Consider the following 18,555-nt stretch of genomic DNA (forward strand, 5'->3'; position numbering starts at 1 on the left):
CAGCTTATTTCATAAGCCGTCTCGTACGATACAACCGTCAATACAGTATTCGCGAAGGGAGTTCACATGTGCGGCATCGTCGGCGCAGTAGCGCAACGTAATATCACCCCGATTCTTTTACAGGGCCTCAAGCGCCTCGAATACCGCGGTTACGATTCCTGCGGCGTGGCATTGCATGTCGATGGCAAGCTGCAGCGCTCGCGCAGCACCTCGCGCGTAGCGGACCTTGAAATGCAGGTCGAAAAAGCCAGCCTCGAAGCCTTTACCGGCATTGCGCATACACGCTGGGCGACTCACGGTGCGCCTGCTACCCACAATGCTCACCCGCATTTCTCGCGTGAACGTATCGCGCTGGTCCACAACGGCATCATTGAAAACCACGACGAACTGCGTGCGGAGCTGACGGCAGCGGGCTACATCTTTGAAAGCCAGACCGATACTGAAGTCATCGCCCACCTGGTTGACCATATGTACACTGGCGACCTGTTCGAGACCGTGCAGCAAGCCGTCAAGCGGCTGCATGGCGCCTATGCGATTGCGGTATTCAGCCGCGATGAACCGCATCGTGTGATTGGCGCCCGCCAGGGCTCGCCGCTGATTGTCGGCGTCGGCAAAGGTGAAAACTTCCTCGCTTCGGATGCCATGGCACTGGCCGGCACCACGGACCAGATCATCTTCCTTGAAGAAGGCGATGTGGTCGACCTGCAACTGCAGCGTTACTGGGTCGTCGACCACACCGGCAAGTCCGTCGAACGCGAAGTCCGCACCGTGCATGCCCATACCGGCGCGGCCGAACTCGGCCCGTATCGTCACTACATGCAAAAGGAAATCTTCGAGCAGCCACGCGCGATCGGCGACACGCTGGAAGGCGTTTCAGCCATCATGCCCGAACTGTTCGGCGACAAGGCTTACAAGGTTTTCAAGCAGATCGATTCGGTACTGATCCTTGCCTGCGGCACCAGCTACTACGCCGGCCTGACCGCAAAATACTGGATCGAGTCGATTGCGCACATTCCGGTCAATGTTGAAATCGCCAGCGAATACCGCTATCGCGACAGCGTACCCAATCCGAATGCACTGGTGGTCACCATTTCGCAAAGCGGTGAAACCGCCGACACGCTCGCCGCACTCAAGCACGCGCGGGCGCAGGACATGGTCAATACACTAACCATCTGCAATGTCTCCACCAGCGCGATGGTTCGGGAATGCATGCTGTCCTATATCACCCGCGCCGGCGTCGAAGTCGGGGTCGCGTCGACCAAGGCCTTTACCACCCAGCTGACCGCCCTGTTCCTGCTGGCTTTGTCGCTGGCGCAAGTGCGCGGCCACCTGAGCGACGAGCAGGAAGCTGCCCACCTGAAGGCGATGCGCCATCTGCCGGTATCGATCAGCGCCGTGCTCGCCCTGGAACCGCAAATCATCGCCTGGGCGGAAGAATTCGCCCGCAAGGAAAACGCCCTCTTCCTCGGCCGCGGCCTGCATTACCCGATTGCGCTCGAAGGCGCGCTGAAGCTCAAGGAGATTTCCTACATCCACGCCGAAGCCTATCCCGCCGGCGAACTCAAGCATGGCCCGCTAGCGCTGGTCACCAAGGAAATGCCGGTGGTGACTGTTGCGCCGAACGATACGCTGATCGAAAAGCTGAAATCGAACATGCAGGAAGTCCGCGCACGCGGCGGTGAACTGTATGTATTCGCCGACGCCGACTCGAAGATAACGCCAAGCGAAGGCGTGCACGTGATCCGCCTGCCGGAGCACTATGGCGCGTTGTCGCCGATCCTGCACGTAGTGCCGCTGCAGCTGCTGGCATACCATACTGCGCTGGCGCGTGGCACCGATGTGGACAAGCCGCGGAATCTGGCGAAGTCGGTGACGGTGGAATGAGCTGACAACACGGCTAGCAACGGGCAAAAAAGGATGGTTGGGGAAATGAAAATCCGCCAACCACCTTGTATCGACGGCGCGGTGAGCCGAACGCAATTCAGTCCTGACTTTTTTCCTGCATGGCTTTGTAGAGCCCGACGTCCGCGCGCTTGATTCAGCTACGCACATTGTCATCCTGCGGGTTCAGGGTTGTCACCCCAACTGCCACGCTGGCCTTGACAGTTTCCCCGTCGACCACCACACCTGCGGATCGCTCGATAGCCTGTTGCCAACAAAAGCCTGATCGCTTTTGTATAGAAGATAGAAGAAGAAATATATGACGGCAGCTTTTATCAGATACCGTCATATCGCAGGTGAATTTACAGAATAATTAAGTCTTCTTCGAAAGGCCCATGCTCTCGATCATTTCCTTCTCTTCGCGGAAGGTGTCCTGAGCGAACTTGGTGTACCCCGCACTATCCATATAAATAATGGGCTGGTCGAACTTGTCCAGCGTCGCCGTGACCAGCGGATCTTCGAGGGTTTTCTTGAGCGCATCCTGAAGGCGTTTCACTAATGCGGGGTCCATGCCTTTCGGGCCGCCAATGCCGAACGGCGAATCGGAAACGGTTTGATAGCCCAGTTCCTGCAAGGTAGGCACATTTGGCCAGCGCTTCGTGCGCTTGCTGCCATAGGTGACCAGCAGACGCGCCCTGCCCGCTTCCACCGCGGAAGCCCAGCCGGTCGCATCGCTATGCGCCATCACATGTCCGCCAAGCAAGCCCTGCATGCCATCGGCATTGCCCTTGAACGGGATATGCAGCAGCTTGATCCCTGCCCGCTTGGCAAATTGTTCGACGACCAGGTGCGGGGTCGTGCCGGTGCCTGTCGATCCATAGCTGAACGATTCCGGATTGGCCTTGGCGTAGGCAACCACGTCCTGGATGCTTTTCATTGGCGAATCGGCGCGCACCACCATGCCGAAGGTATACCCGGTCAGGCAGGCGATATAGGTCAAATCCTTCATCGGGTCGAAAGAGACCTTTTGCATGTGGGGCAGGCGGAAGATGCCCAAAGGAAGCTGCGACAGCGTGTAGCCGTCCGGCCGCGCGTTGGCCAGTTCGACTGCGCCCAGGATGCCGCCAGCGCCGGGCTTGTTTTCCACGACCACGGTGCCGCCCAACGTTCTGGCCAGGCTATCGCCGAACGCGCGCATCACCACGTCGGTGGAACCGCCCGCCGGCCATGGGCACAGCAGGCGTACCGGGCGTGACGGGTATTGCGCCTGCCCAAGCGCGGGAAGCGCAATGGTGGCGCCGGCGGCTGCCGATGCCTTGATAAAATTTCTTCGGGTAATTTTGTATTGGCTCATATTTGTCTCCTCATGCGATACAACGAATCCATCGTAAATACAAGTGCGGACACAGCATAACAAAATGGCTCGCATCCCGACAGGATGCGAGCCATGCTGACCTGGATTCTCAGCGTTTCAGGATCAGCGTGCTGCCGATACCGGCGCGGCTGGAATAGGCTGGCCACCGGCACCGGCTGCGTAACTCATCGGCGAAACAGCATCCTGCTGGCCCACGCCAGGCTTGCTCCAGTCACAGACACCGGTCGGAAACACTGCCTGCAGACGTTGCAATTGTGTCGCGCTCACTGCCTGAGGTGCGTAGTCGGCCGCATTGACTGGCTTTAACTGGCACTTCAGAATGTCTTCCGACAACGGCCCACCAGCCACCTGGCGCGGCGAACTGGCCGGACGCAGGAACGAGTCGGCATCGCAGATCGCCTTGTTGGTAACCTTGGTGCTTTGCGTCACGTCGCTGCTCAGGTAGCAGAAGTCAACCGCTTCAGCTGGTTTGGCTTTGACCACCTTTTGCTCGATTGGTGTCGTGCTGGTGTCGGCTTTCAGGTTGGTCAGCCACTTGTCCATGGTCAGGAAAGAGTCCAGCGCGACGGCTGCCGAAGGAGCGAAGCCATTGCGTCCGTAACGCCACATCACATGGTTGTCGTGATTGCCATTGGCCTTGTCCATGCGATCACGCAACTCGAAGCTGCGCCATACATGGTGGATGCCTGTCAGACCGGCAGCGGAACCGACTGCACCGTTGGCGAGCGGCACCAGCAGCGAGTCATCCCAGCCGCGCATATCGATGATCGGTGTCTTCGCCAGCTGCTTGCCGCTAGTGACGATGCCGGCGCGATAAGCGATGTCCAGGCCTTCCTGATCCGCTGTCGTACGGTTGGCCGACAACACCGAATCACGGTTCACGCCGCCGATCTTCTCGTTCAGTGTGACGAACTCTTCCGCCGTGATGGCACCGCTGACGAAGGCTTTCAAACCGTACTGCACGCCAACGTTGTCGCGGGTATCTCGAGCGAAGTTGGTTCCGGGAACCTTGCCAAAGATGGCAACGGCACTGTCGAGCGCGCCGCAACGCGGACCGTTCGGATTGCTGACCGGGTCATACACCGCGGATGCCGGCAGGCCGCAGTTATTGGTGGTCGCCGGAGCCTGTGTAATGGTGCCCGTGACGTGGTCGGTCACCGTCCGTGCAAAGAAGTTGCCCGGCTTGCTGTTGTTGCCGAACAGGTTGTTCCATCCATGGCAGGCAGTCTGGTCGACGTGTCCATTGATCGCTGCTTTCTTGGCATTGATCTGCGCCTGGGTGTAGCCGGCTGCGGTCATCAGTGCCAGCCATTCAGGCTTCTGGTAGGTTTCCACCAGGAGCACACAGTCCTGCACTTCCATTGTGGTGGTTTCCGAATCAGGGTAGGTACAGGTCGGCTGGATGCCGTCCAGCAAGCCCGGCATGATGGACGAAGCGGTGTTCTGGTTGATCGAGCCACCCGAGCAGCCAGCGCCCATGGTGAACTTGATCTCGCCGAAATTCTTGGCGATGCGCTCCTTCATCATCATGACCGTTTCGGTCATCAGCACGCGGTTCGAGTTGTACTGGGAATCGGTCAGGCTGTTCTGCACCACCATGAAGCCGCGCGACAGCGACTTGTCGTCGGCCCATGAACCTTGCGGGCGGAACTGCTTGCGTGGCTGGCCTGTGCTGGAGCCGAACTGGTACAGCACCTTGCCGTTCCAGGTCGATTGCGGCGCAGTCGCGGTCCATGGCTTGCTCGGATCGGCCAGTACGACGATATCGTAAATGCCGCGGTTCACCGTGCCGCGCTCGCGACGGACGATGTACGGAACTGTAACGCCGGCATCGGTCGTGGTGGTTGCCATGTCGGTCGGCGCCGGGGCTGCCGGATCGTAGGGCCTGAAGCAGACGTTGGCCGGCGCGACAGCGGGTGGTGTCGGGTCGGGCAGCGCGTTGGCGCAACCGGCGACATTCGTCTTGTAGAAATAGCGGACTTCCGTCCTGATGTTGCACTGTGCATCGGTTGCCGTGGTCGACAGGCCGCTGCCGTTGCTGGACGGCGTGCTGCCGGATTCTGCCTGTGCAGTCGGTGTGGCGCAGACCCAGGGCTGTACCTGGGGTCCGGAAATCATCGGACCGCCGACCGGATAGTTGGTGACTTTCAGGCTGGCCGCCTTGAAGCCATTGCCTTGGGCGGTGATGGTGTTGTCACCATTTGCCAGGCCACTGACCAGACCAGCCAGGCGACCGTTGCGTACCGTGAAGGCATTGGTGACATCGCGTCCACCCACGTCGACCTTGATGTCGGACGCATTGACACCGGTCGGAACACTGACTTCGACGAGCGCGTCGCCGCCGCTGACAAAGTCGGCCCGGCTGGACAGTACCTTGATGTCTGGTGCGGCGGCGTCATTGCTGCCGCCTCCACCGCAGGCAGCCAGTGCAAGGCTGATGGCGGTCACGGGAAGAGCCCGTAACCACGGCGTGTTGTAGTTCATATCGTCTCCAGAATGTTATTTTGGTCGCCCGCAGGCGCCTTCCGCGGCATACGGCGCGCAGACGCAAAAAATGATAGGAAGAGGCGGCGAAGCCAACAAGTCGGAAAGCGCAGGCGCGCATGTCGGAAAGTTCTGACATGGCGACCGTGGGGCAGATGCTGCACTGCGATTTCACGCGATCGTCGGGTTAGTGACGTTAAGTGCAGCGCGACGGCAGGCGTGGCTCTGTTTCTGGAATCGGGAAGTTTGCGATTAATCAGATGGCATGGAAGGCATGCCTTGCTAATCAATCAGGTTATTACGCACCGCATATTGGATCAGTTCCGCATTGGTGGTCAGGCCGCGCTTTTCCAGGATCCGGCTGCGATAGGTACTCACGGTTTTCACACTGATCGACAGCCGGGCTGCGATCATGGTCAGCGACTCGCCGCGCACCAGCATGTCGAAAATCTGCGCTTCACGTATCGACAGCTTCTTTGGTTCCGAGGGATTATCTTCGGGGCCATTGAGCGAAGAAATCAGTATTTCCGTCACCTCGGCCGACATATACTTTTTGCCGTTGAGGACAGTGCGGATCGCGCCGATCAGGTCGGAGGCTTCCATATCTTTCGCCACATAGCCGTGGGCACCGGCACGCAATGCCCGTAGCGCGTACTGCTGCTGTGAATACATGCTGAGCATGATGACCCGTAGCGCGGGGAATTCGGCATGGATGACTTCCAGCAGATCGAAACCGCTGCGTGCAGGCAGATTGATATCGAGGAGAACAACATCGAGTTGCACATGACTGCGCAGTTTTGACAGGCCTTCGGCCCAGTCGCCCGCTTCATCGATGACCTGGAAATCCGGTTCGTCATGCAGCATTTTTTTCAGGCCCGACCGGAACATGGCATGGTCGTCAATGATCATCAGCTTAATCAAATTACAAGTCCTCGTTGGCGTCGAGCGGTGCGATGAGCACAATGCGCGTCCCCTGCCCTGGTGCCGAGCCGATATCCAGTGTGCCCCCAAGCTCGCGTGCCCGTTCTTTCATGGACAGGATACCAAAGCAGGGTGCATTCAGGTCGGGTGTGGCGTTGGCGCGCAACGGCATGCCGCTGCCATTGTCGCGGACTTCGACCCGAAGGGATTCGGCATCACAGGCCACCAGCACGGTCACCTCGGTCGCTTGCGCATGGCGTGCGATGTTGGTCATCGCTTCCTGGAAGATGCGGTAAGCCATGGTCGCTCGCGAACTGCTCAAGGGAATATGCAACTCCTTCGGCTGCATGGTGACCCGGATGCCGGAGCGTGTTTCAAAGCGCTCAAGATACGATGCCATGGCCGTCGCCAGTCCGAGATACTCCAGCGCCTGCGGATGCAGCGACTCGGAAATCTCGCGCACATTGTTGATGGCTTCCTGCAATAGCCCGTTCAGGTCATCGGCGATTTCCCGAATCTCGCTCTGCGCATCGTGCTCGGTACGGCGCAGGATGCGGCCGACATTCAGTTTCATGGAAGTCAGCAAGCCGCCCAGCACATCATGCACTTCCCGCGCATAGGCCGAGCGCTGGCGCTCGCGTGCCGCGATCAGGTAAACGGCAAGCTTCTGGTATTGCTGCCGTGATTCCCGCAACTGCCGCGTCTGTTCGAGCTGCTCGGTCACTTCAATGCCGACGCCGACCACGGCGGGGCGCCCACGGTATTCCAGTGCCATGCCGTGCACATCGATAAAAACGATGCTGCCGTCCCGATGCAATCCACGCACCACGAATCGCATGCTAGGCTCGACACCGGATACGCGACGATGATAGCGAGCACTGACTTCTGCAACATCATCGGGCGGCACGAAGCGGGATACGGGCTGCCCGATCAGTTGTTCGGGCAGATACCCGGTCATGGCGGCCCAGGTAGCATTCACGTATTGAAATACTTCATCCTGGATGATGTAGACGCCTGCCAGCGCCTGCTCCACCAGGCCGCGAAACGGAATGCTGGTGATATCGAATTCGTGGCTGCTGTCGCTCATCCCGGTTTCACTTCGCATCAATCGACCTTGGCGCCCGACCGTTTCACCACGCTTTCATAGCGGCGGTTTTCGCGGCGCACCAGGTCACCGAATTGAGCGGGTGTGGTTGGCGCAGGTTCGGCGGCCAGTTTCAGCATGCGTTCACGCACGGCTGGCGAACGCAGCGCCGCGGTAAATTCCTTGTTGAGTTTGTCGACGATGGCCGGCGGTGTGCCGGCGGGTGCAAAAATGCCGAACCAGGTGCTGATATCAAAATCCTTGAAGCCGGAAACGCCGCTCTCGGCGACGGTCGGCAAGTCGGGATAGGCTGATGCGCGGCGCAAGGTCGTCACGCCGATCGCCTTGATCCTTCCTTCCCGGATGCGTGGAGCGGCCGAACCAAGATTATCGAACATCACTTGCACATCCCCGCTCAGCAGGGCGGTCTGCGCAGGTGCGGCGCCACGGTAGGGTATGTGCACCATGTAGACGCCGGCTGCCTGCTTGAACAGTTCCGCCGCCAGATGGCCACCGCTGCCATTGCCGCCGGAGGCGAAATTGACCTTGCCGGGATTGCGCTTCAGGTAGGCGATCAGGTCGCCTACGTTGCGGATACCGTTTTGCGCGGCGAAGTCGGCATTGAGCACCAGCACATTAGGCAGGTCGGCCACCAGCGTAACCGGCTGAAAATCCTTGAGCGGATCGAAAGGCATGCGTGGATACAACCATGGATTGATCGCGTGGGTCGACAAGGCACCCATGCCGAGTGTGTGTCCATCGGGTGCGGCCTTTGCCACTACGTCCATGCCGATGTTGCCGCCGGCGCCCGACCGGTTTTCGACCACCACGTTGCCCAAGGCGGGACGTACGGCTTCACCAAGAATACGGGCAACCGCATCGAGCGGACCACCCGGTGGAAAAGGAACGACAAAGGTAATCGGTTTGCCGGATGCCGAAAAATCCGGGGACTGCGCGGCGGCCCAGGGAGCATGTGCAGCCAGGGCAAGGACGGCAATGGAAAGGATACGACGGCGCGGGTTGGGCAATGCATTCCGCTTCGATGTCATGCGGGTCTCCTGGACGAATCGGTTGAATAGGTATGAGCTGCCACAGTATAGCGAGCACCCGCGCAAGGCGCTGAAGGAAAGTGCGGAAGGAAACTACGTCGACGTCAATGCAGGTCGTTGACCGTGAGTCCGTCATTCATTCCGGGAATGCGGTTCACTCGTGCCCAGCTACCATTGAGCATCAGTTCTTCGAATTCATGCGCCGGCAACGGCGGACTGAAGATGAAGCCCTGTGCGCCGGTACAGTCGCGCGCCTTCAGGTACGCAAGCTGTTCCGCGGTTTCCACGCCGCCCGCCACCACGCTGATGCCGAGGTTGTGCGCGAGGCTGATGATGGCCGAGGTAATCGCCGAGTCTTCGCGGCGGTGCGGCACGTGTTGCACGAACGCCTTGTCAATCTTCAGCGCATCGATACCAAAATCCTTGAAGTCGATCAGCGCGGTGGCGCCAGTGCCGAAGTTGTCGATGGTGAGCCGGATGCCCAACCCTCGCAGAAAGGACAACTGCTCCTTGATTTCCGGATGCTGGGCAAGCATGGATTCGGGTACTTCCAGCTCCAGGCAGGCAGCCGGCAAGCCCTCTTCTTGCAGGATGAAGGGAATCATCGCAACGAACTTCGGATCATTGAATTGCCGCGCCGAGCAGTTGACCGACAGGCGCAGCTCGCTCAGCCCCTGCGCCTGCCAGCGCCGTACCTGGTGGCAGGCTTCACGCAGCGCCCATTGGCCAATCTCGACGATCAGGCCGCTCTGTTCGGCAATTTCCAGGAACTCTCCCGGCAGCACGGTTTCGAGCTCGGTGGCGTTCCAGCGCAATAGCGCTTCGACCGTGGAAATCTTCCAGCTGCTCAGTTCGACCAGCGGCTGATAGTAGAGCTCGAACTGGTGATTCTTCAATGCGCCGCGCAGCGCCGCCTCGCGATCCTTTTTCCAGGTCTGTTCCGAATACAGGTCCGAGGTATAGAACTGAAAATTATGGCGCCCGGAATTTTTTGCACGGTACAGCGCCAGGTCGGCGCGCTTGAGCAATTCAACCGAACTCTTGCCGTCTTTCGGAAACACGCAAAGACCGATGCTGGTGCCGCTCAACACTTCCTGACCTTCAAGCTGGAATGGGCGTCCCAGTTCGATCACCAGCTTGCGCGCCAGGGTCTCCGACGCATCCGGTTGCGACACATCCATCTGAATGATGACGAATTCATCCCCGCCCAGGCGGGCGATAAAGTCGGACTCCCGGATCGAGGAGCGAATGCGCAGCGCAACTTCCTTGAGCAGCAGGTCGCCGGTATGGTGGCCGAAGGTATCGTTGACATATTTGAACCGGTCCAGGTCCAGCAGGAGAATGGCCAAGGGTATGCCGTTGCGCTGTGACAGGGACAGTGACTGGTGCAACTGATTACTGAAGTAGACCCGGTTCGGCAAGCCGGTCAGGCCGTCATGGTTGGCGAGGAAATGGGTCTGCTCTTCCGCCAGCCGCTGGGTGGTCTGGTCGCGCAGGATCTTGACGTAACCGCGCAGGCTGTCATCCGGATTCCATAGCGGCGTCACGGCACCGGTTGCCCAGAAGCGCTCGCCATCCTTGCGCTGGTGCCAGCGGTCGTCGTCGGACCGGCCGCTGCTTTTTGCCTCTTCGAGTTCATGCAATGGCGTACCGACGCTACGGTCTTCCCTGGTAAACAACACGTCGATTGAACGGCCGATCGCCTCGTCCGCGGTGTAGCCGAAGATACGTTCAGCGCCTGAGTTCCAGCTGGCAATCACCCCTTGCGGATCGATCATCATGATCGCATGGTCGGTCGATGCTTCGACCAATAGCCGGAAGTCCTGCTGCGACTGCTTGAGCGCACGCTCCGTCTCGACTTGCTGGGTGATGTCGGCATTGGTTTCAAGATAGCGATAAGGCTGGCCATTGTGGAACTCAAGCGCCCACTGGCTGAAGATGATCATTTCACGGCCGTCTCTGGCAACGTGGATGACCTCGCCTTCCCAGTAATGGTCGCGCTGGACAATTGCCCGGATTTCGTCGAGCGGTTGCGGAAATCGCGTACGCAACAGGACGTGGCTGACCTGGCCGACCGCTTCCTCGCGCGGATACTGATAAAGCTTTTCAGCGCTGAGATTCCAGTAAGTGATGACGTCTTCGGTCGTGCGGGCGAGGATCGCATCCCGCGCAAGGTCCAGCAAACTTGCCTGCTTCTGCAACAGCCGCGACTGCTGGGCCATGGCTTCTTCGCGCCGGCGCAGTTCGGTAATGTCATGGAACACCACCACGCCACCAACCAGCGCTCCCTGGATATCCATCAACGGACGCGCATTGGCGTTGACCCATACACCTTCGCCATCGCCCGCGTGGCGCACGTATGCCACCAGTCCGTCCACATGTTCGCCGCGCAATGCACGTGGAATCGGCCGCTCATTGTGCGGATAGGGCGTCAATTGGTCAGTCCGGTACAGCTGAATGACGTCCAGCGACTGGCCTTCCGTCAAGCCGATGCGATCAGGATCCAGCAAGCGCTGGCCGGCCGGATTGACCATGATGAGCCGCTCATCGAGATCGGCGACGACCACGGCGTCCGCCATGCTGTTGAGCACCGAGGTCGTGATATTGGCATGCTGATGCAAGGATTCTTCCAGCGCCTTGCGTTGAGAGATATCACGCAGCGAAGCGAAGAACAGCGGACTGCCCGGCATCTCCATCGGCGTAACAGTCAGCTCGACCGGGATTTCTCTGCCGTCCTTGCAGCACGCCGGCATTTCAACATGGCGTCCCACAATACGTCCTGGCCCGCCGTCCAGGTATCGCCTCAAACCTGCATCATGTGCGGCGGCAAATCGTTCCGGAACTATCGTGTCGGTAAGAAGACGTCCGACAACCTCCTCCTTTGTCCAGCCAAAGGTTCTTTCGGCGCCGTCGCTCCATTCAACGATACGGCTGTGATGGTCGATCGCGACGAACGCATCGAGCGCATTGTCGATAATCAGGCGATACAGTTCATCAGCCTGGCTTGCCTCTTGGAACAAAAGTTTCATGGAAATGATCGTGGTGGGCGCAGCGCGCGTCTGGACGTTTTGATCAGACAGCAAGCCGGGTCATGGGTTTCTTTCCATAAGCAACATGGGTGAGAAAGCACAAGTACTGTCTGACTTGCAGGAAACAGCGCTTGATCAAGACAAAACATTTTGCATTTCTACCACTTGTAGATGGATTTATTGACCAAAAGGCGAAACAACGGCTGCCTTTCCCGGTCTACCAGCTGAACTGAAGTCCCGTCTTCGATTGGGAAACATGCTATTGGACGACCCGTTAAACGATCCTCATCTGCGCTTTCGGCATCTGGCCGAAGTGCTGGATCAGATGCCGGTTGGTGTGTCCATCGCGGAAGCACCCAGCGGTAAATTGCTCTTCAATAACGCCGAGGCGCTGCGCCTGCTGCGCCTGCCGTTACGCACGATGCCGGGGTTTGACAGCCATACCGCCCATGGCGCAATCGTGTTCGAAGGGCGTCCGGCCGATCCGCAGCAATCCCCGATCATCCGTGCCTTGCGCGGCGAACATGTCGGGCCGGAAGAAATCAACTATCTGCGCGGTGACGGCACGACCGTCTGTCTGCTCGTCAACGCCAGGCCGGTCCGTAATGCGACGGGAGGCATTGTTGAGGCAGTCGCCACATTTTCCGATGTGACCGACAAAAAACTTGCCGAATTACGCCTGCAGGACGCGGAAACCAAACTGCAACTTGCGGTCGATATGGCGAGCCTGGGCTTTTGGGAGTGGGACATTGCAAGCAACGATGCGTACTTTTCACCCCATTGGAAACGGCAGATCGGCTACCAGGATCATGAAATTACCAATCGCTTTGACGAATGGCTGCGACGGGTCCATCCTGACGACCTGAGAATGACCCAGGAACGCATTCAAGACTTCCTGCAAAACCCGACACAGGACTATCGAATCGAATTTCGTTTCCGGCACCGGGATAAAAGCTATCGCTGGATCCAGGCCAAGGCAAGGCTGGTGCTCGACGAACATGGCCGGCCGCAGCGCATGATCGGCACTCACCTCGACATTACCGACCACAAGCAACGTGAAGAACAAGTGCGCCAGACGGTTCAGCATGACCGGCTGACCGGCCTGCCAAACCGCGCATTGCTGCTGGAACTGGCGGACGGCTGGCTGTCGGCGGCGCAGCGTAGTGGCAAGCTGTTCGCGGTCTTGTTCATCGACCTCGATGAATTCAAACCGATCAACGACAGCTATGGGCATCACATCGGCGACCTGGTTCTCAAGGAGGTTGCGATGCGGCTCAAGACCTCATTCCGCTCCCAGGACATCATCGGCCGGCTGGGCGGCGACGAATTCGTGGTGCTGGTAACCCAGCTCGACAATGCCCTGGGAGCAGCGCATGCCGCGCAGCATGCGGTTAGGCAACTGAGCCTGCCTTACCGCATCCAGGATCTTGAATTGCGCACCTCGCCCAGCATCGGCATCAGCCTTTTTCCCGGCCATGGGAAGGATATCGCTTCCCTGCTGCGCAATGCCGATACGGCAATGTATGAAGCCAAACAGCGCGGCAAGGCCAGCTACCGCTTTTACGCGGGTGGTGGCGATGCGATTGTCGATCCGGGGCAGATCGACCAGCGCCTGCGTACCGGCTTTGCGCATAACGAACTGCAGTTGTATTTTCAGCCCATCGTCGACATGCATACGCACCGGCTGATGGCCGTCGAAGCGCTGTTGCGCTGGCCCGGAGCCGATGGCTCTTTTGTGCCGCCGGACGTCTTCCTGCCGGTGGCCGAACAGAATGGCATGATGCGTGAAATCGGCGGCTGGGTACTGCGCGAAGCTTGTGCCCAGCACGGTCGCTGGCGACAGGAAGGCTTGCGTGCCATCGAGATCGGCATCAACCTGTCTGCGATGGAATTTCGTGATGCCAGTCTGGCAAATGCCCTTGCCAGCACAATGCCGAGGCTCGACATCGATCCGAGACTGCTCTGGTTTGAAATCAGCGACCGTGCACTGACTGGCAATCTCGACTATGCGGTCTGCGCACTGAACGAGTTGAAGGCGCTCGGCATGCGCATCACGCTCGATGACTTCGGTGCCGGCTATGCCAGCCTGGAGCAGCTCAGCCGCCTGCCCATCGATCGCGTAAAGATTGACCGCTCTTTGATCGCGACGCTGCCGAACGACCGGGCAAGCATCGCGGTGATCGAAGCGGCGATCGTGTACGGTCATTCACTCGGCATCGAGGTGATCGCTGAAGGGCTGGAGTCGGAGGAGGTTCGCGGCTTTCTGGAGCAGCGCCACTGTTATCAGGCGCAAGGTTATTTCCTGGCACGGCCTATGCCGGGTGCCGAGTTCAGCGCCTGGTACCGTCGGGCCGGGCTACATTAAAGGATTACCTGCTTCGGGCATGTTCCAGAAATGCGCTCCTGAAAGCGTTCAGCGTTTCTTCCGCCTTCAGCAATTCATCAGCGACTTCATTGATCTTGCGCCGGCGCGAGCGGGCAAAATCCCGCAGTACCTCGAACGCGGTTTCCCGGTCCGTCTGGAAGCGGGTCATCAGTAAACCGACGGCCATGCTGGTTTCACGGCCGGCTGCCAGCGCTGTTGTCAAATTGGCCTCGGTGCGGCGCAGGCGCTTGATATCTTCGGCCCGGGCCAGCGCAGCTTCGACCGCTGGCACGATCTGGGTGGCCTCGACCGGCTTGACAAGATAACCGACCGCTCCAAGGGCCGTGGCGTCCTTGACGATATCGATTTCACCATGCGCGGACAGAAACATGACCGGCGTCGTCGTCTCTTCCTGCAGCCGGCGAGCCAGTTCGATGCCTGACATGCCGGGCATCGCGACATCCAGCAGCGCGAGGTCCGGCGGATTTTCCAGGGCGAGCGACAAGGCTGTCTCACCCGAGTCGGCCTGTGTTACATGATAGCCGGCGCACGTGAGCACCGAGGCGACGAAAGCAAGAATGAGCGCATCGTCATCCACGATAAGAAGGTGGTGGCTGGCGACAACTTGAGCGGGCATTGGCTGGGCACTCCTGGCAAGACGGAAATCAATGGTCGGATGACCGCGTCCATTCTAGCGAAACCCCGGAATGCATGACAAAGTACTTCGTCGCTTCATCTGCGCTGAAAGGCTAAATAGATGCTTTGGCACCTGTTATGACTGTTTTTACCCACATACCACAGTGTCCATGACATAAATGCGACAGGCGTCTACACGTTTGCAGATTCGGGATAGAATAGCCGCAAGGTCTTACCAAGAATAACTACAAGTTCGAACTGGTTGCCGTCCTGCAGTGCAGTACAGTCGCCGGTTCGGGTTATTGCCACCGCTTACAAGAATCCAGGATCATCCGCTTTCATGCTGAACCCATTCTGCGCACAAGGCCGGCTGCACCTGGTTCGTTTCAGTTCCCTTAAAAACCCAGGTGCTTGAACATGGAAGCCCTGCTCAAGCACCTGGTGGATATCACCTGTCAGCGCGATCATACTTTGCTCGACAGTTCCATCGTCTCCGCTCTCCACGAGCTGGTTGGCGCTTCCAGGGTGTTTGTGCATGAGCTGTTCCGGTTCAGGGACGAGCTGTACATCAGACCCCGCGTCGGCATCAACAATGGCAAAATCGTCTCGATGGAAGAGGCGCCAGACAATCATGGCGAGCCGATTACCCGCTATCCCGCCCTGGTCGAAAGCATCAAGCAGCGCAAGACCTGCATGGAAGACGTCAATGCCGCCGGCGACCGTACGCTTTGGCTGCCGGTCTGGCTGAACGACAAGGTCAGCACCTGCCTCGAAGTGACCAATCCGACGCCTTACAGCAGCCATACGCTACATATGATGGAAGGCATACTGAGCGTCTACCGGAATTACCAGAACATCCTCGATTACAGCGAACGCGACTCGCTGACCGGCTTGCTCAACCGGAAAACCTTCGATGAAAAATTTTCACGCCTTCTGACCTCCAGTTCGCCGGAAAGCGGGCTACAAGAGCGGGATGAGCGCCGGCATCAGCCGGCACCCGGCATCGGGCAATGGCTGGCGGTGGTCGACATCGATCATTTCAAACGGGTTAATGACCAGTTTGGCCATCTCTACGGCGACGAAGTGCTGATCCTGGTAGCCAATCTTTTGCGCCAGTCGTTCCGTTCGCAGGACCGCGTATTCCGGTTCGGCGGCGAGGAATTTGTGGTGTTGCTGCGCTCCACCACGCTGGAAGACGCCCGCAAGATTTTCGAACGCTTCCGTACCAACGTCGAGCAGCATGAGTTCCCGCAGGTCGGAAAAGTCACTGTCAGCCTTGGCTTTGCCAGTATTTCCAATGAATCGCCGGTGGTCATCCTTGGCCACGCCGATCAGGCCCTGTACTACGCCAAGGCCAATGGCCGCAACCGCGTCTGCTACTACGACGAACTGGTCAAGAGCGGCGAACTGCATTCTGAAGTCTCGAACGATACCGTCGAATTCTTCTGAGTGTCAGGGTTCCAGCCAGCCCCCGCCAATTCGCCTGCTCCTTTGTCTGCTACCGACTAAACAGAGCCTCGTGCATCCATCGTTTATATTAAAGACGGGTAAAGCCCCACGCCGACTTGTCCCGCCTGGTTCAGGCCACCTTTTTCAAGGTTGCCATCATCGCGCCTGCGACCATCAGCAAGCCACCGGCCGCACGGTTACTGGTCTTCACAAAGCGCGCATTTGCGGTAAAGCGCCGCGTCTTGCTGCCCAGCCAGGCATACAAGCTGTAAGCCATCGTATCCAGACCGATGCAGGTAATACCGAATATCAGTAATTGCGGCCCGACTGGGCGCGAGGGATCAATAAACTGCGGCAGCAGGGCGACGAAGTACAGCAAAGCCTTGGGGTTGGACAGTTCGACCACCATCGCCTGCCAGAAAGCACGGATACCGGTAGTCGCATGGGTGGCGTCGTTGCTCACGGTCAGTGCGCTCGCTTTGCTGCGGATCGCTGAGATGCCGAGATAGAACAGGTAGGCAACTCCTATCCATTTAATCACCGAAAACAGGGTACTGCTGGCAACGATCAGTGCGGCGACACCAGTTGCCGACAAGGCGAAATAAATGGCATTGCCAAGCGCGATGCCAGCAATCGCCCAGTACGACCGCCGATAGCCGTTCGACATGCCTTGCGCGACCACCAGCAAGGCCGCCGGCCCCGGCGTCAGACAGACCACCGCGGTGGTGACGAGGAAAATCAGGAAGGTTTCCCAGCTCATGTTGCTCTCCTTGGTTTCAGTTGCGGGGTGAGATCGTCTCTTTGCTGCGTCGGCTTGTCCGCCGGTTTGGTGGCGGTGCGCGAGGTGGTCAGCAAAATCACGCTGCCAAGGATGATGCCCATGGCGACCATTTCACGCGCCCCAACCGTTTCACCGGCCAGTGCGACGCCCAGCGCAACGGCAATCACCGGATTCACATAGGCATAACTGGAGGCGAGCGCAGGAGACACTCGCGACAGTAAATACATATAGGCAGAAAAGGCCCCAAGCGATCCGGCGGTGACCAGATAGGTCCAGGCCCACCATGCCTGGGTATCGATCGGCAAGGTGATGCGCTCTCCTTGCAGGAGACCGGCGACAGTCAGCAAGGCGCCGCCCAAAAGCATTTCACTGGCAAAGCCCATGGCGCCGGGCGCCATGGCCAGCTTCTTTTGCGACAGCACCGAACCGAAAGTCCAGCTGCATACAGCGACCGATAAGGCAATCACGCCGATCGGGCTGGCCGCCATTTCACCACCGCTTGCCAGCAGCATGGCCCCGCAAAAGCCAAGCACAATGCCGACCCAGTCACGGCGGCCCGGCCAGTCGCCGAAAAGGCCGGACCACAATGCAAACATCAGGGGTGCGCTGGCGATGAAGACCGCTGTCAATCCGGACGAAACGGTTTGCTGCGCGACCGCCGTGAACCCCATGCCGCCGCCAAGTAACAGTGCGCCGACAATGCCGGCGTCTCGCCATTGGCGGCCAGTCGGACTGGACGTGCCACGCAGCTTCAGTACCGCAAACAACAGTGCGCCGGCGACGAGAAAACGGCTTCCCATCAGCAAAAAGGGAGGAAACGAGAATAAGGCAAAGTGAATCGCCAGGTAAGTCGAGCCCCAGACCAGATACACAGTCAGCAGGGCGAGCAAGGCAAGTCTGGGGAGGGTTCGCATGTTGTTATCCTTCTTTTACGGATATTCAGTCTAGTGGTGAAAAAGCGCTGTTAAAATAGATAATCAAAGGCAAATTTCTGTTTTCTCCTTTTCTTTCATTGAAATTTTGTGGAATCGCCATGAAGTATGAATTTGATCTGATGGATGCGAAGATTCTCGAGATCCTACAAGGCGACGCCCGCATCACGCTGGCCGAAATCGGAAGGCGTATCCATATGAGCCAGCCAGCGGTGGCTGAGCGGGTGCGACGCATGGAAACTACCGGCGTGATCACGGGCTACCATGCGCGCGTTAATCCGGCCGCTTTGGGTTACGGTATTACCGCCTTCATTCGTGTTTCAAAGCGCAGCCATGAAACGCCTGTCGAAGTGGTGGCCGCCCAAGTGCCGCAGATTGTCGAATGTCATTCGATTACCGGCGATGACTGCAGCATCGTCAAAGTGGTAGCGAGTTCGGTAGGCGAACTGGAGAAAGTGATCGTCGAGCTGACTCGCTGCGGCGTAACGTCGACCTCGCTGATCCTGTCGTCTTTTATCGAGCGCAAACCGATCAGGCCGGCCGCTTGACGGACAAACGCGGGCTGCTGC

At 58.7% G+C, this 18,555-nt stretch carries 13 protein-coding genes; 4 read left to right on the forward strand and 9 right to left on the reverse strand.

Features of this window, described 5'->3' with window-relative positions; genetic code table 11:
* Nucleotides 1-66 precede the first annotated feature (66 nt).
* Nucleotides 67-1,884, forward strand: a complete 1,818-nt coding sequence (gene glmS, locus ASE07_RS00105; protein WP_057288770.1) for a glutamine--fructose-6-phosphate transaminase (isomerizing) — start codon at nt 67-69, stop codon at nt 1,882-1,884.
* Between the two features lie 370 nt (nt 1,885-2,254).
* Here the strand turns inward: glmS and ASE07_RS00110 are convergent, their stop codons facing one another.
* The 6 genes from ASE07_RS00110 to ASE07_RS00135 all read right to left on the reverse strand — a co-directional run bounded on the left by ASE07_RS00110 (nt 2,255) and on the right by ASE07_RS00135 (nt 11,823).
* A complete protein-coding gene (locus ASE07_RS00110; protein WP_082583859.1) occupies nt 2,255-3,235 on the reverse strand; it encodes a tripartite tricarboxylate transporter substrate binding protein in 981 nt (326 codons plus the stop codon).
* 123 nt (nt 3,236-3,358) lie between these two features.
* Nucleotides 3,359-5,740, reverse strand: coding sequence for a DUF6351 family protein (locus ASE07_RS00115; RefSeq protein WP_057288771.1), 2,382 nt, complete (start codon nt 5,738-5,740; stop codon nt 3,359-3,361).
* A 282-nt stretch (nt 5,741-6,022) separates the two neighbouring features.
* The gene (locus ASE07_RS00120) at nt 6,023-6,661 is read right to left on the reverse strand and encodes a response regulator (RefSeq protein WP_057288772.1); all 639 of its coding nucleotides are present in this window, start codon (nt 6,659-6,661) and stop codon (nt 6,023-6,025) included.
* Between the two features lies 1 nt (nt 6,662).
* Nucleotides 6,663-7,748, reverse strand: coding sequence for a PAS domain-containing sensor histidine kinase (locus ASE07_RS00125; protein ID WP_057288773.1), 1,086 nt, complete (start codon nt 7,746-7,748; stop codon nt 6,663-6,665).
* A 17-nt stretch (nt 7,749-7,765) separates the two neighbouring features.
* The gene (locus ASE07_RS00130; protein ID WP_057288774.1) at nt 7,766-8,794 is read right to left on the reverse strand and encodes a Bug family tripartite tricarboxylate transporter substrate binding protein; all 1,029 of its coding nucleotides are present in this window, start codon (nt 8,792-8,794) and stop codon (nt 7,766-7,768) included.
* 104 nt (nt 8,795-8,898) lie between these two features.
* Nucleotides 8,899-11,823, reverse strand: a complete 2,925-nt coding sequence (locus ASE07_RS00135) for a sensor domain-containing protein (protein ID WP_156396307.1) — start codon at nt 11,821-11,823, stop codon at nt 8,899-8,901.
* Nucleotides 11,824-12,085: 262 nt separating this feature from the next.
* On the opposite strand from ASE07_RS00135, the gene ASE07_RS00140 reads away from it, so the two are divergent.
* Complete coding sequence (locus ASE07_RS00140; RefSeq protein ID WP_162256850.1) at nt 12,086-14,188, forward strand: putative bifunctional diguanylate cyclase/phosphodiesterase; 2,103 nt, start codon at nt 12,086-12,088, stop codon at nt 14,186-14,188.
* Between the two features lie 4 nt (nt 14,189-14,192).
* Here the strand turns inward: ASE07_RS00140 and ASE07_RS00145 are convergent, their stop codons facing one another.
* Nucleotides 14,193-14,825: an ANTAR domain-containing response regulator gene (locus tag ASE07_RS00145; protein ID WP_057288777.1), complete on the reverse strand. Its 633-nt coding sequence runs from the start codon at nt 14,823-14,825 to the stop codon at nt 14,193-14,195.
* 416 nt (nt 14,826-15,241) lie between these two features.
* Here ASE07_RS00145 and ASE07_RS00150 point away from each other — a divergent pair, with 416 nt between their 5' ends.
* Complete coding sequence (locus ASE07_RS00150; RefSeq protein WP_057288778.1) at nt 15,242-16,273, forward strand: GGDEF domain-containing protein; 1,032 nt, start codon at nt 15,242-15,244, stop codon at nt 16,271-16,273.
* 130 nt (nt 16,274-16,403) lie between these two features.
* Here ASE07_RS00150 and ASE07_RS00155 read toward each other — a convergent pair whose 3' ends face one another.
* Nucleotides 16,404-17,033, reverse strand: a complete 630-nt coding sequence (locus ASE07_RS00155; RefSeq protein WP_057288779.1) for a LysE family translocator — start codon at nt 17,031-17,033, stop codon at nt 16,404-16,406.
* Complete coding sequence (yedA, locus tag ASE07_RS00160; RefSeq protein WP_082583861.1) at nt 17,030-17,968, reverse strand: drug/metabolite exporter YedA; 939 nt, start codon at nt 17,966-17,968, stop codon at nt 17,030-17,032. The genes ASE07_RS00155 and yedA overlap by 4 nt, the downstream gene beginning before the upstream one ends.
* A gap of 119 nt (nt 17,969-18,087) precedes the next feature.
* On the opposite strand from yedA, the gene ASE07_RS00165 reads away from it, so the two are divergent.
* Nucleotides 18,088-18,534 carry an Lrp/AsnC family transcriptional regulator gene (locus ASE07_RS00165; protein WP_057288780.1) on the forward strand — a complete coding sequence of 149 codons (447 nt, stop codon included), beginning with the start codon at nt 18,088-18,090 and terminating at the stop codon, nt 18,532-18,534.
* The last annotated feature ends 21 nt before the right edge of the window (nt 18,535-18,555 follow it).

The sequence above is a fragment of the Noviherbaspirillum sp. Root189 genome, assembly GCF_001428545.1.
GTDB lineage: Bacteria > Pseudomonadota > Gammaproteobacteria > Burkholderiales > Burkholderiaceae_D > Noviherbaspirillum.